Raw genomic sequence first — 13,222 nt, forward strand, 5'->3', positions numbered from 1 at the left:
TGAGCGAGCCGGGGATCGCACCGAGGGAGAGCAGGAAGAGCAGGATCAGCGCCACCCGCATGGAGGTGAGCTGGCGCCAGAACCAGCGGATCCAGCCGACGACCCCGAGGGTGGGGCCGCCGACGGCGCTCTCCTCGCGGGGCGCGGTGGAGAGCTGCGAGCCCGCGGCGCCGAGGTCCGCGCGCTCCTCGGCCTCGCTCGCGCTCGTGTCGCTCGCGTCCGTGTCGCTCGCGCTCGTTCCGCTCACGTTCGTGTCGCTCGGGCTGGTGTGGGTCATGGGTTCAGATCCCCGGGGTGAAGCCGGCAGTCCAGACCTGCATCTCGGACACGATGCGATCCCAGGCTCCGGTGACGAGCAGCAGGCCGGTTGCGATCAGCATGATGCCGCCGATGCGCATGACCCAGACATAATGCCGCTTCACCCAGCCGAAGGCGCCGAGCGCCCGTCGGAAGGCGATCGCGGTGAGGATGAACGGCAGGCCGAGGCCCAGGCAGTAGGCGACGGTGAGCAGGGCGCCGCGGCCGGCGCTGGCCTCGTTGGAGGCGAGCGCGAGAACGGCGGCGAGGGTCGGGCCGATGCACGGGACCCAGCCGACGCCGAAGAGCACGCCGAGCATGGGGGCGCCGAGGAGTCCCGTCACGGGCCGCTTGTGGAAGCGGAACTCACGGCGGGTGATCCACGGCATCGCGCCCATGAAGAAGGCGCCGAGCACGATGGTCAGCGCGCCGAGGACCTTGGAGATGACCTCGCGGTGTTCCTGCAGGGTGTTGCCGAAGCCGCCGAAGAGGGCGCCGCCGGAGACGAACACGGCGGTGAAGCCCAGGACGAAGAGCGCGGCCCCGCCCGCCATCCGGCCGCGCCTGGCCTCGGCCAGGTCGGTGCCGGTGACGCCGGTCACGTAACTCAGGTAGCCGGGCACGAGGGGCAGGACGCACGGGGAGAAGAAGGAGACCAGGCCGCCGAGCACGGCGATGGGCAGGGCGAGCAGGAGCGCCCCGCTGAAGACCGTCTCGTTCACCGGATCACTTCTCCGCGAGAAGCGGCTCGATCATCGAGCGGAGCTTCTCCTCGTTGAGTGCCATGAGGGCGCGGGCGGCGATCTTCCCGTCCTTGTCGAGCACGACGGTGGACGGAATGGCCTGCAGATTGAGCGTGCCCTTGGGGAACCCGTTGAGGATCAGCTTTCCGGCGGGGTCGTACAGGCTGGGATAGGGGACCTCGTACTCCTCCTCGAAGGTCACCGCCTGCTGCTTGTTGAAATCGCGGGTGTTCAGTCCGACGAATTCCACGCCCTCGGCCTTGAGGTCGTTCGCGACCTTGGCGAAGTGCGGCGCCTCGGCGCGGCAGGGGCCGCACCACGAGCCCCAGGCGTTCAGGACGACGACCTTGCCCTTGAGGTCGGCGATATCCAGCTGCTCGCCGTCGACGGTCTCGCCCGCGATCTTCGTGGGCGCCGTGCGCTCGCCCTTGGCGACCGTGGAGATACCGCCCGTGTTGGTCACGAAGTTGGTTCCGCCACCGCCGCCCGACTTGCCGTTGGAGTCCGAGCCGCAGGCCGACAGAGCGAGGGCGGCCGACAGGGTTCCGACGGCGAGCAGGGTGCGTCGAGGGGCACGGCTAAGGCTCATGTGAAAAGTTTCGCATGGGCGTTTGGGGGATCTTGGGCACCCCCCTGACTGCCCGTAAAGCCCCTTGTCAAGGGGGCTTAAGGGACGTACGAGGGCCAAGCGCCCCGATCGCTAGGCGGCGGCCTTGAGGAAGGTGCTCCATCCGCCGGCCGGCGACTGCCCGACCTCGAGCGTACGGAGCTTGGCGAGGATCGCCGGGTCCTGCACGTCCAGCCAGTCCACGAACTGGCGGAACGAGACCAGCCGGACGTCCTTCTTGCCCGCCATGGCCTTGAGGGACTCCTCGACGGCGTCCATGTAGATGCCGCCGTTCCACTGCTCGAAGTGGTTGCCTATGAAGAACGGCGCCCGGTTGGACCCGTACGCGCGCTCGAACCCGTTGAGGTACGCCTTGGTGGCCTGCTTGCGCCAGCCCGGGTAGCGCGAGGGCATGCCCTTGGTGGTGTTCTTCGACTGGTTGGCGAGGATGTTGTAGTCCATCGAGAGGACCTCGAAGGAGTGGCCGGGGAACGGCACGGCCTGCAGCGGGAGGTCCCAGATGCCCTGGCGCTTGACCGGCCACATCTGGCGGCCGCCGGGCGAGCTGGCGTCGTAGCGCCAGCCGAGGCGCTTCGCGGTGGGCAGGAGGTTGTCCTGGCCGAGGAGACAGGGGGTGCGGCCGCCGATCAGCTCCTTGCGGTAGTCGAAGGGCAGCGGGTCGAGGTCGGTCCAGCCGCTGTTGGTCTTCCACTCGGTGACGAACTTCACGGCCTGGTCGACCTCGCTCTGCCACTGGGCCGGGGTCCAGTTGCCGACCGATCCCGAGCCGGCGCAGAAGTGGCCGTTGAAGTGGGTGCCGATCTCGTGTCCGTCGAGCCAGGCCTGGCGGACGTTCTTGAGCGTGTCCTTGATGTGGTCGTCGGTGAGGTAGCCGATGTCGGAGGCGCCGACGCGGTTGTTCGGCGGGCGGTAGAGGCTCTTCTTCGACTCCGGCAGGAGGTAGATCCCGGAGAGGAAGAAGGTCATCGCGGCGTCGTGGTTCCTGGCGAGTTCGAGGAAGCGCGGGAAGAGGCCGTTGCCGACCTCGCCGGCGCCGTCCCAGGAGAAGATCACGAACTGCGGCGGGGTCTGGCCCGGTTCGAGCGGGACGGGCGCGTCGGGCTGGTTCGGCTGCTTCCCGGTGTCGGACGTGGAACCGTCGCCTATGAGCCGGGCCTCTTCCTTGGTGGGAGTGGGGTTGCCCGAAGTCCCCGAGGCGTCACCACCCTTACCGGCGCCCGAATTGCCCGATTTACCGGACCCGTTGTCACTGCAACCCGCGATCCCGATCGCGGCGGCGGCACCAACACCCGCCCCGAGAAGTCCCCTTCGAGTGATCCCGCGCATGACGTCCCCATTCGCGTGTACGTACGACCGGCCGGTCATCCAAACCGACAATGAGTGAGATGCCGGGAGGAACGGGGAGGTTCCGGGAATTAGCACAAAAATTTCAGGGCGACCAGATGACTACACGTCATCCGATCGCCCTGAGGCCCTACCCACGAAACACCCGCCCGAACGCGAAGCCCCCCCCGGAGGGGCGGGGGCAACTGCACGAAGGGCCCTCGACGGGGCGCGGGGAACTGCGCGGGCCCCCCGAAGAGGCGCGGGGAACTGCGCGACCAGCCCCCACCGGCCCGCAGCCGACCGCTCACCCGCAGCCCAGTTACCGCTCTGCTAGCGGAGCGCTCACGCGCCGAAGGCCTTCGACTTCCCCTTCACCGGCTTCGCGCCCGCCAGCAGATGCGCCGGCACCAGGTCCCGGGCCGGCTCGCTGTACCCGACCGAGACGATCTTGTCGCCCTGGTACGTGAACGAGGTCAGCGAGGCCAGCGTGCACTGACGCCGCCGCGGGTCGTGCCACAGCCGGCGCTTCTCCACGAAGCTCCGCACGATCCAGATCGGCAGCTGGTGGCTGACGCAGACCGCCTCGTGCCCTCGCGCCGCGTCCTTCGCCGCGTCCAGCGCGCCCATCATCCGTACGACCTGCTCGACGTACGGCTCGCCCCAGGACGGCTTGAACGGGTTGGTGAGGTGCTTCCAGTTGCCCGGCTTGCGCAGCGCGCCGTCGCCGACGCCGAAGGTCTTGCCTTCGAAGACGTTGCCCGCCTCGATGAGCCGCTCGTCCGTGGCCAGGTCCAGGCCGTGGCCCTTGGCGACGGGCTGCGCCGTCTCCTGCGCGCGCTCCAGCGGGGACGAGACGACGTACGTGACGTCCCGGTCGGCCAGGTGCTCGGCGACCCGGTCGGCCATCTGCCGGCCCAGCTCGGAGAGGTGGTAACCGGAGCGGCGGCCGTAGAGGACTCCGTCGGGGTTGTGCACCTCGCCGTGGCGGACCAGGTGGACGACCGTGATGTCGGAGGCGCTCATGCGGTGGCCTCCGCGGCGGCGCGGGCGGCGGCGGGCAGCGCGGCGGCGATCCGCTCGATCGCGCGCTCGTCGTGGGCCGTCGAGACGAACCACGACTCGAAGGCGGACGGCGGCAGGTAGACGCCGTCGGCGAGCATCGAGTGGAAGAACGCGTTGAAGCGGAACGCCTCCTGCGTCTTCGCGTCGTCGTAGTTCCGGACCTCGTCGGCCGTGAAGAAGACGGAGAACATGTTGGAGGCGGTCTGCAGCCGGTGCGCCACACCCTCCTTGGTGAGCGCGCCGGTGACGAGCTCCTGGATCTCCTTCGACACGGCGTCGACCCTGGCGTACGCGGCGTCGTCGAGCAGACGCAGCTGCGCGAGGCCCGCGGCGGTGGCGATCGGGTTACCGGAGAGGGTGCCCGCCTGGTAGACCGGGCCGGCCGGCGCGAGGTGCCCCATGACGTCGGCGCGGCCGCCGAAGGCCGCGGCCGGGAAGCCGCCGCCCATGACCTTGCCGAACGTCATCAGGTCGGGCTTCACCCCGTCGACGCCGTACCAGCCGGCGCGGGAGGTCCGGAAGCCGGTCATGACCTCGTCGGAGATGTACAGCGCGCCGTTCTCCGAGCAGAGCTGCTTGAGGCCGGCGTTGAAGCCGTCCAGCGGCGGGACGACGCCCATGTTGCCGGGCGAGGCCTCGGTGATCACGCAGGCGATCTCGCCGGGGTGCGCGGCGAACGCGGCCCGGACCGCCTCCAGGTCGTTGTACGGCAGGACGATGGTGTCCCCCGCCTGCGCGCCGGTCACGCCGGGCGTGTCGGGCAGGCCGAAGGTGGCCACACCGGAGCCGGCGGCGGCCAGCAGCGCGTCCACGTGCCCGTGGTAGCAGCCGGCGAACTTCACGACCTTCGCCCGGCCCGTGAAGCCACGGGCGAGCCGGATCGCGGACATCGTGGCTTCCGTACCGGAGGAAACCAGCCGAACCTGCTCGACGGGCTCGATCCGGCCGACGATCTCCTCGGCGAGGGCGACCTCGCCCTCCCCGGGCGTGCCGAAGGAGGTGCCGCGGGCGACGGCGGCCTGGACCGCCGCGATGACCTCGGGGTGGGCATGGCCGAGAATCATCGGCCCCCACGAGCAGACGAGGTCGACGTACTCCCTGCCGTCCGCGTCGGTGAGGTACGGGCCGGTACCGGACACCATGAACCGGGGCGTTCCGCCCACGGCCCGGAAGGCGCGCACCGGTGAGTTCACGCCGCCTGGCGTCACGAGGGACGCGCGGTCGAAAAGCGTCTGTGAGACTGGGGCTTCGTATGAATACGGCACTGTGGTCCTGACCTGCGAGTACGGCTGCGAGTACTACGGTACGGGCGTGAGCACCCCGCGCATTACGCCGGGGCGTCGATCCCCGGCGTCTGCGAAACTGGGGCGTCATAGGGATGGCTCACGGAATCCATGGTGTCAGAGGGCCGGACGTTCTTGCGGACAGGTGTTTCACCGCGAGAGCGTGGGGGAGGTCACTGTCACGATGATCGGGTTGCGCGGCGGGGGTCGTGTTGCCTAAAAAGCAGTCGGGTGGAGATATGCATCGCGGTGGCGGACTGGGCGAGGGGACCGACGACCTGGGTCCCGAGCCTGCCCGGCGGGGGAGGCACCGGCGACGGCGTACGGAAGAGCCCACGCAATCAACAGGACCCACGGGGTCCTCGGAACCCACGACGGGGGGCGGCGGCCGGTTGGGGGTGACCTACAAGTACTTCGGCGCGCCGGACGGCGCGACGGCGGCACGCGTCCCGATCTCGATGCGCCCGGAGGAGCTGGGCGGCGACGAGCTCGGCATGGGCGGCATGTTCAGCAAGATCAAGCCCGAGACGATAGCCGCGATGGTCCTCACGGGCATCCAGGGCATGCCCCTGCACAAGGTGCCCCCGCTGGAACTGGTGGTCCTCCACCCCGACTACGCCGTGGTGAAGCTGCCCATGACCGTGGTCGACCCGCTGCGCGGCATCGGTGAGGAGTCCGTCGGCGCGGCGGCCTTCATCTGGTCCACCGTCCCGGACCGCGGCGGCCCGCGCGACGCCTTCAACGTCTACCAGCTGCTCCACGAGTGGCAGGACTTCTCGCACCGTCTGCACGAGGCGGGACACCAGCCGTACTGCCTGGTCTGGCCGTAAGGGCGCGCCGGGGCCCCGTGCGTAGGGGTGGCCCCGTGGCGTAGGGGTGGCCCCGTGGCGTAGGGGTGGCCCCGTGCGTAGGGGTCGGCCGGCAGGGGTCATCCCTCCCCCTCGCGGGCCGCGGCGGCCTTCGCCCGCTCCGCGGCCAGCTCACGGGCGGAGGCGAGCCGGTACGGCACGTCGATGACGACGACGTTCTTCATGAACAGCAGCCGCGCCTTGAGCCGCAGCGCGCTCTGGTTGTGCAGCGGCTGCTCCCACCAGTGCCCCATCACGTACTCGGGGATGACGACCGACACCACCGAGTCCTCGGTCCGCTCGGGCGCGTCCCTGATGTGCCGCAGGAGCGGCTGCACGACGGAGCGGTACGGAGAGCCGAGGACCCGCAGGGGTACCTCGATGCCGTGGGCCTCCCAGGTGGCCCGCAGCACTTCCGCCTCCGCCGGGTCCTCGGCGACGGTGACCGCGGTCAGTGAGGCGGGGCGCAGGGTCCGCGCGTACGACAGGGCCCGCAGGCTCGGCGCGTTGACCGAGGCCACGAGGACGATGACGTGGTTCTCGGTGAGCGTGCGGGGGCGGGTGCCCGGTTCGACGGCGACCTCGGCGGCCACGGTCTCGTAGTGCCGGCGCACGCCCTTCATCCCGGCGAACAGGACGGGCATGGCGATGACGACGATCCAGGCGCCGTGCGTGAACTTGGTGATCAGGACGATGACGAGGACGACGGCCGTCAGGCAGGCGCCGAAGGCGTTGACGGCCATGCGGCGCAGGATGGCGCCGCGCTCTCCGGAGCCCGCCGGGGTGGCGAGTTCTCGCCGCCAGTGCTTGACCATGCCGGCCTGGGACAGGGTGAAGGAGACGAAGACACCCAGGATGTAGAGCTGGATGAGGCGGGTGAGGTTGGCGTCGAAGGCGACGATCAGGGCGATGGCGGCCAGGGAGAGCAGGACGATGCCGTTGGAGTAGACGAGTCGGTCGCCGCGGTGGAAGAGCTGGCGGGGCGCGTAGCGGTCACGGCCGAGGACGGAGGCGAGCATGGGAAAGCCGTTGAAGGCGGTGTTGGCGGCCATGATCAGTACGGCCGCGGTGACGGCCTGGAGCAGATAGAAGAGGAAGTGCCAGCTGCCGAAGGTGGCACGGCCGATCTGGGCGAGCGCGGTCGGCATGGCGGTGCCGGGGGCGAGCCCGAGTTCGGTCGGGTCCTCGGCGACGTGCACCTCGTAGACCATGGCCAGGGTGGTGATCCCGAAGAACATGGTCACCGCGAGCGCCCCCATGATCGCCAGGGTCGTGGCGGCGTTGCGGCTCTTGGGCTTCTCGAAGGCGGGCACGCCGTTGCTGATGGCCTCGACGCCGGTGAGCGCCGTGCAGCCGGAGGAGAAGGCGCGCATGGCGAGGAGGACGAGCGCGAGTCCGGTGTAGCTGGAGACGGCGTGGATGGGCAGGTCGGCCGACTCGGCGCGGATCGTCGTCCCGGTCGCCATCCGGACGGCCGCGACGGCGAACATCAGGTAGATGGTGGCGATGAAGGCGTACGTCGGGATGGCGAAGTAGCGGCCCGACTCGCGGACCCCGCGCAGATTGAGCCAGGCCAGGACGACCACGCACGTGACCGAGAGACCCACCGCGTACGGGTCGAGTGCGGGGGCGGCCGAGGTGAGGGCCGCGACGCCCGAGACGATCGAGACGGCGACGGTCATCACGTAGTCGATCAGCAGCGCGCTGGCGGCGGTGAGCGCGGCGGTCTGGCCCAGGTTCTCGGCGGAGACGACGTAGGCCCCGCCGCCGCCCGGATAGGCGTGGCAGGTCTGCCGGTAGGAGGCGACGACGACCACCAGCAGGACGACGATCGCGATCGCCGCGTACCAGGCCAGATGGAGTACGGCGAGGCCACCGAGCGCGAGGATGAGCAGGATCTCCTCGGTGGCGTACGCGACGGAGGAGAGCGGGTCGCTGCAGAAGATCGGCAGCGCGAGCCGCTTCGGCAGCAGGGTCTCGCCGAGCCGGCCGCTGTCCAAAGGCCGCCCCACCAGCAGGCGTTTCGCCGCACTTCCAGCTCTCATAAGTGCTGAAGTTAGGACAAACGCCTATGGAGTGCGCGGAAGCCGCGCGGGAAGGAGGGGCACCGTGAGCAGAGTGCGCATCGCCGGCGAGCCCATGCAGATCGGCGAGGTCGCCGCCCGGACGGAGCTGTCCCTGCGGACCATCCGCCAGTACGAGGACAGCGGTCTCGTCGTGCCCTCCGCCTCGTCCCAGGGCGGCTTCCCGCTCTACACGGACGCCGACGTCGACCGGCTGATGGTGATCCGCCGGATGAAGCCGCTGGGCTTCACGATCGACGAGACCCGCGACCTCCTCTCGGCGGTGGACCGCCTCGCCGACCCCCGCCTCTCCCCCGCCGAACGGCCCGCCCTGGCCGCCCGCGTACGGCGCTACGAGCAGGCGGCCGCCGCCCGCGTCGCGGAGCTCCGCTCCCAGCTGTCGCGCGTGGAGGAGTTCGCGGCCTCCCTGCGCGCGAAGCTGGGCGAGGGCGTGGCGGGTGGCGTGAGCGGTGGGGGTGGCGTCTGACGGGCGTCGGCGCCTGACCGGGGTCGGCGCTCGACCGGGTCGGTGCTTGACCGGGCTGGCGCTTGACCGGGTCGGTGCTTGGTCGTCGGCCGTCAGGAGGCCGCACGGCGGGAGGCCGCACGGCGGAGGCCGGGGGCCGCACGGCGGGAGCGTCGGAGGCCGGGGGATGTACGGCGGGAGCGTCGGAGGCCCGGGGCCGCACGGCGGGAGGCCGCACGGCGGAGGCCGGGGGCCGCACGGGCGGGCCCTAGCTCAGAAGCGCCTGCGCGATGCCCTCGAAGAAGCGGGCGTAGGCCGCCGGGCTCGGCGGGGTCTCCGGATTCCACGGCGCCACGCGCGCGTGACCCACGGGCGGGAGCGCCTCGGGCCCCACGGCGTTGGCGCGACTGTCGAAGAGCACGACGTCCGGGCGGAGCGCCGCGGCGTGCTCCCAGTCGGCCGTGAGCCAGTTGGCGCCGGGTCCGGGGCCGGGATCGAGCACACGGACGCCCAGCTCCCGGAGGCGGGCCAGCTCGGGCCAGGCCTGCGGCCGGGCCAGGTGCACCTGGTCGGGACCGGCACCGGAGAGCGCGAGCACGGTGACGTCCGCCCGGGAGGCCGCGTCCCGCAGGGCCGCCTCGGCGGGGGCCACGGGGTCGGCGGCCGGGCCCGCCGTCGCGCCGGGGGAAGCCACACCGGCGGAGGTGACGCCGGCCGAGGCCACACCGGCGGAGGTCACGCCGAGTGCCGCCGCCAGCTCACGGAAGCGCCCGATGATCGCCGCGAGCGGCAGCTCGTTGCCCACGGAGAGCGCGGCCAGCGGCACCCCGAGCCGTTCGGCGACACCCTCGTCCAGCGCGTACGCGCTCTTCCCGTCGTACGTGACGTCGACGATCAGCTCGGGGCCGAGGCTCCGCAGCCGCGCCTCGTCGAGAGCCCGCCCCGGCCCCAGGTACGGCACCCCGGCCGCCGCCAGCTCTCCCGCCTTGACCGGATCGAGGCCCTCGCCGTCATGGCCCGAGCCGTACACCGCGACGGGCGTCACCCCCAGATCGAGCAGGGCCGCCCCCGCCCGTACATAGGCCACCACCCTCTCCGGCCCCCGCACCGCGCCCAGCGCCGTGCCCCTGTCGTCCGTGAACCCCCACACCTTCATGTCCGACATGCGGCTGCTCCCTCCCCGGCCGAAACCTGCTGCCCCGCCACACTGAAGCGGTTCACCGAGCCGCACAAGAGGGCCTCCGGGCGGGACTTTGGTCCCGGTCCCCCTGCCGAAAGACCCCCACCGTGGTGTTAACTGAACAGGTCGGGAGGAAGCAGTAGGAATCGTCAGCGCCGTGCGAACGCGCCCCCTGCCGGGGCACGCCCCCCGTAGCGGCCCTCGCTCCCCGGAGTCAGCCATGTCGTCCTTGCCCGGCCAGTTCTCGGACCCTCGTGTGATCACCCTCGTCGGACTCCTCGCCGTCTCCACCGCGGTCTGGGTGGCGCTGAGCCTGCGCTCCCGTGCGCGCCGCGCGCGGGCAGAAGCGCCGCTGGAGCGGGTCTGGCACCCCCAGGAGACCGTGCCGCTCACCCACGCCGAGGAGCAGGCGTTCGGACAGGTCGTCTCGCGCCTCTCGGTGAGCTCCCCGGGCCGCCTGCGATAGGCACGGGTCGCGGGACCTCAAGGCCGCCTGCGAGGGGCGCGGACCCTCAGGCCGCCGCCCGCTCGCGCGGATTCCGTCCGGTCGTCGCGAGGAGCCGTTCGAAGGCGGAGGCGCTCTCCGGAACCTCCACGGCCTCACCGAAGACGTTCATCTTCCGGGCAGTCGGCGCCAGCTCCTCCACCGTTCCCGCCAGGCTCGCCACGACGGCCGGGTCCGGCTCGAAGCTCTGCCCGGTGGCCTGGGCGAGGTCCCAGATGTGGACGGTCAGATCGAGCAGCGCCATCGAACCGACGGTACGGGCCGGCAGCCCCATCGCCCCCGAGGTCCCCTCCTCCGCGCCGGGCGCGGCCCAGGCCTCGACGAGCGTCGCGGTCTCGGCCTCGAAGCGTGCGCGCCAGTCGGCGTCGTTCAGGCGGTCCGGGGTCGTGGAGAAGTCGGCGGGCTGCTTGGCGGCCAGCGCCTGGAAGTTCACGACGACATGGAAGAGGTGGTTGAGCAGGGCCCGTACGTCGTACTCGGAACACGGCGTGGGCGCGCTGAGGCTGCCGTCGGGGATACCGCGCACCACGGGGGCGGCGTGGGCGGCGGCGGTACCGAGCAGCTCGCTGAGAGGTTGCGTACGGTTCGTCATGAGATGACGCTAAGTGATCCTTCCCGTCGGAGTCTTGAAGAAACACGACAGCGGAAGGCCGCCGCCTAGGCTGAGTGGCATGACGTCCTCCGGCGGCCCGCGCCGAGACACCCGCGGAATCGTCGACGCGGCCGAACTCCTCACCCGCGTCCGCTTCCGCCGCCACGAGCCGGCTCCGGGATTGCGCCCGTACCTGGAGCACTACTGGTTCATCGACTGGGACCTGTCCGAGCCGTACGCGAGCCACGTCGTCCCGCATCCGTCCGTGAACGTCGTCTTCCAGCGCTACGACGACGGAGGCGGGAGCAGGGGCGAGATCGAGGGCGGGGACGCGGGCGGGGAAGACGCGGGCGGGACCGAGGGCGGGGACGCGGGCGGGGAAGACGCGGGCGGGACCGAGGACGGGGACGCGGGCGAGGGTGGCGGGACGTTCGGCGAGGTCGCCGGGATCGGGCTCGAACTCTTCACGAAGAAGCTCACGGGCGTCGGCCGGGTCTGCGGCGTGCAGTTCCGGCCTGGCGGCTTCCGGCCGTTCGCCCCCGCCTGGCCCGTGTCGGAGTGGACGGGCCGTCGCGTCCCGCTCGGCGAGGTGTTCGCGGACGCCGACGCCACCGCCGTGGAGGCCGTACTCGCCCCGGACGCCGAGCACGCGCGCGTGGCGGCGCTCGACGCCTTCCTGCTCGCCCGCGGCCCCGCGCCCGATCCACAGGCTTCACACGCGATGGCGCTGGTGGACCTGGTGCGTACGGACCGGACGATCCGCCGTGCGTCCGAACTGGCCGCCATGGCGGGGCTGTCGAGCCGGTCGCTCCAGCGGCTGTTCGCGAACTGCGTGGGGGTCGGGCCGAAATGGGTCATCCTGCGGTACCGCATCCACGAGGCCCTGGAACGCGCCGAGGCGACGGAGGCCGGGAGCTCCCCCGACTGGGCCGCCCTGGCGGCGGAACTCGGCTACAGCGACCAGGCCCATCTCGTACGGGACTTCACGGCGACGGTGGGGGTGCCGCCCACCGCCTACGCACGCCAGGTGTCAGACCCCTGACCTACAGTGCGGGCATGGAAGCCGACGCCTCGCTCCCCTCGTCCGCCTCGCCCTCCCCCGCTGCCTCGCCCGTACGTCTGGAACCCTGGTCCGAGGGCGACTTCGAGCTGCTGGCCGCCATGAACGCGCCCGAGCTGATGGAGCATCTCGGCGGCCCGGAGACCGACGAGGCACTCGTCAAACGGCATCGGCGCTACGTGGACCTGAGCGCGGCGCGGACGAGCACGGGCCGGATGTTCCGGATCGTGCTGCTCCCCGAGGAGATCGCGGTCGGCGGTATCGGGTTCTGGGAGCAGGCCGAGGACGGGGAGCCGGTCTACGAGACGGGCTGGACGGTACTCCCGGGGTACCAGGGCCGGGGCGTCGCGACGGCGGCCACGCGCCTGGTCGCCGAGCTGGCGCGCGCCGAGCACACGCACCGCTTCCTGCACGCCTTCCCCTCGACGGAGAACGGACCGTCGAACGCGGTCTGCCGCAAGGCGGGCTTCGAGCTGCTCGGCGCGCGGGATCTCGAGTACCCGCCCGGCCGCCCGATGCGCTGCAACGACTGGCGCCTGGACCTGGAGACGCTCTAGCCCTCCGGGGTGTCCGTGTTCAGCTCCTTGGTGAAGTGGAAGGCGACGATGTCGAGGCGCTCGCGCAGGTAGAAGCGGTGGGCTCCGGTGCGGTGGGTGCCGGAGTCGAGGTTGAGCTCGTGGCAGCCGGCCTCACGGGCGTGCCGCTCCAGGTGGGTCAGGAGCTCGTGGCCGACGCCGGTGGAGCGCGCGGTGGCGGCGGTGACCAGGTCGTCGACGTAGAGCTTGCGGATCGAGCTGGTGTTGTCGATGATCCGCCAGCCTGCGGCACCGACGCAGAGACCGTCCTCGGAGTAGGCGGCGCTGAAGCGCAGCCCCTGGGGGTGGCCGTTGCGGTGGACGTCGTGGAAGAGCTCCGGCGTGAGATGGGGGCGGAGCTCACGCAGGACGGGGAGCAGGTCGGTCTCCAGGCGCGGGTCGCCGAGCTCGAGGTCGATGATCTTCATGCCGGGACGGTATCCCAGGAGCCGGCGGCCCTGCAGGGGTGGGCGTCCGGGCTTTACGGGTGCGGGCGTCCGGGTTTCATCGGGGTGGGCGTCCGGGTTTCATCGGGGTGGGCGTCCGGGCGTCCGGGTTTTATCGGGGTTGACGCGCCGGGCACACTCACGGATA

Annotated in this window: 14 protein-coding genes and 1 pseudogene; 5 read left to right on the top strand and 10 right to left on the bottom strand. The window is 71.4% G+C overall.

The genetic code is table 11. The features are described 5' to 3' along the window. From ACF1G2_RS35215 to hemL, 6 genes and pseudogenes are all read right to left on the bottom strand, one after another. Positions 1 to 277, bottom strand: a pseudogene (locus ACF1G2_RS35215) (cytochrome c biogenesis protein ResB); the annotation flags it as partial. A 4-nt stretch (positions 278 to 281) separates the two neighbouring features. Beyond that, positions 282 to 1,019 (bottom strand): cytochrome c biogenesis CcdA family protein, encoded by a 738-nt coding sequence (locus ACF1G2_RS35220; RefSeq protein WP_383166028.1) that lies wholly within the window; start codon positions 1,017 to 1,019, stop codon positions 282 to 284. Positions 1,020 to 1,023: 4 nt separating this feature from the next. Beyond that, complete coding sequence (locus ACF1G2_RS35225) at positions 1,024 to 1,629, bottom strand: TlpA family protein disulfide reductase (protein ID WP_391802239.1); 606 nt, start codon at positions 1,627 to 1,629, stop codon at positions 1,024 to 1,026. A gap of 111 nt (positions 1,630 to 1,740) precedes the next feature. After that, positions 1,741 to 2,994, bottom strand: a complete 1,254-nt coding sequence (locus ACF1G2_RS35230; protein ID WP_391802240.1) for a hypothetical protein — start codon at positions 2,992 to 2,994, stop codon at positions 1,741 to 1,743. A gap of 342 nt (positions 2,995 to 3,336) precedes the next feature. Then, positions 3,337 to 4,017 carry a histidine phosphatase family protein gene (locus ACF1G2_RS35235; protein WP_391802241.1) on the bottom strand — a complete coding sequence of 227 codons (681 nt, stop codon included), beginning with the start codon at positions 4,015 to 4,017 and terminating at the stop codon, positions 3,337 to 3,339. Next, complete coding sequence (gene hemL, locus ACF1G2_RS35240) at positions 4,014 to 5,321, bottom strand: glutamate-1-semialdehyde 2,1-aminomutase (protein WP_391802242.1); 1,308 nt, start codon at positions 5,319 to 5,321, stop codon at positions 4,014 to 4,016. Before hemL ends, ACF1G2_RS35235 begins: the two co-directional genes overlap by 4 nt. Before the next feature lie 257 nt (positions 5,322 to 5,578). Between hemL and ACF1G2_RS35245 the strand changes: the two genes are divergently transcribed. After that, positions 5,579 to 6,169: a hypothetical protein gene (locus ACF1G2_RS35245; RefSeq protein WP_391802243.1), complete on the top strand. Its 591-nt coding sequence runs from the start codon at positions 5,579 to 5,581 to the stop codon at positions 6,167 to 6,169. Between the two features lie 98 nt (positions 6,170 to 6,267). Here ACF1G2_RS35245 and ACF1G2_RS35250 read toward each other — a convergent pair whose 3' ends face one another. Beyond that, the gene (locus ACF1G2_RS35250) at positions 6,268 to 8,232 is read right to left on the bottom strand and encodes an APC family permease (RefSeq protein WP_391802244.1); all 1,965 of its coding nucleotides are present in this window, start codon (positions 8,230 to 8,232) and stop codon (positions 6,268 to 6,270) included. A gap of 94 nt (positions 8,233 to 8,326) precedes the next feature. Between ACF1G2_RS35250 and ACF1G2_RS35255 the strand changes: the two genes are divergently transcribed. After that, entirely contained in the window at positions 8,327 to 8,737 is a 411-nt protein-coding gene (locus tag ACF1G2_RS35255; RefSeq protein ID WP_391802280.1) for a MerR family transcriptional regulator, read from the top strand. A gap of 247 nt (positions 8,738 to 8,984) precedes the next feature. Here ACF1G2_RS35255 and ACF1G2_RS35260 read toward each other — a convergent pair whose 3' ends face one another. Then, positions 8,985 to 9,881: an ABC transporter substrate-binding protein gene (locus tag ACF1G2_RS35260; protein WP_391802245.1), complete on the bottom strand. Its 897-nt coding sequence runs from the start codon at positions 9,879 to 9,881 to the stop codon at positions 8,985 to 8,987. Between the two features lie 235 nt (positions 9,882 to 10,116). On the opposite strand from ACF1G2_RS35260, the gene ACF1G2_RS35265 reads away from it, so the two are divergent. Next, positions 10,117 to 10,362 (top strand): hypothetical protein, encoded by a 246-nt coding sequence (locus tag ACF1G2_RS35265; protein ID WP_391802246.1) that lies wholly within the window; start codon positions 10,117 to 10,119, stop codon positions 10,360 to 10,362. Between the two features lie 46 nt (positions 10,363 to 10,408). On the opposite strand, the gene ACF1G2_RS35270 is transcribed toward ACF1G2_RS35265, so the two are convergent. Continuing rightward, a complete protein-coding gene (locus ACF1G2_RS35270; protein WP_391802247.1) occupies positions 10,409 to 10,993 on the bottom strand; it encodes a TIGR03086 family metal-binding protein in 585 nt (194 codons plus the stop codon). 79 nt (positions 10,994 to 11,072) lie between these two features. Between ACF1G2_RS35270 and ACF1G2_RS35275 the strand changes: the two genes are divergently transcribed. Both ACF1G2_RS35275 and ACF1G2_RS35280 read left to right on the top strand, forming a co-directional pair. After that, positions 11,073 to 12,035: a DUF6597 domain-containing transcriptional factor gene (locus tag ACF1G2_RS35275; RefSeq protein WP_391802248.1), complete on the top strand. Its 963-nt coding sequence runs from the start codon at positions 11,073 to 11,075 to the stop codon at positions 12,033 to 12,035. 14 nt (positions 12,036 to 12,049) lie between these two features. Beyond that, on the top strand, positions 12,050 to 12,610 hold the full coding sequence (locus tag ACF1G2_RS35280; protein WP_391802249.1) for a GNAT family N-acetyltransferase: 561 nt from the start codon (positions 12,050 to 12,052) through the stop codon (positions 12,608 to 12,610). On the opposite strand, the gene ACF1G2_RS35285 is transcribed toward ACF1G2_RS35280, so the two are convergent. After that, complete coding sequence (locus ACF1G2_RS35285) at positions 12,607 to 13,056, bottom strand: GNAT family N-acetyltransferase (protein ID WP_391802250.1); 450 nt, start codon at positions 13,054 to 13,056, stop codon at positions 12,607 to 12,609. The genes ACF1G2_RS35280 and ACF1G2_RS35285 overlap by 4 nt on opposite strands. Positions 13,057 to 13,222 lie beyond the last annotated feature (166 nt).

The organism is Streptomyces sp. NPDC013457, assembly GCF_043089925.1.
Classification (GTDB): domain Bacteria; phylum Actinomycetota; class Actinomycetes; order Streptomycetales; family Streptomycetaceae; genus Streptomyces.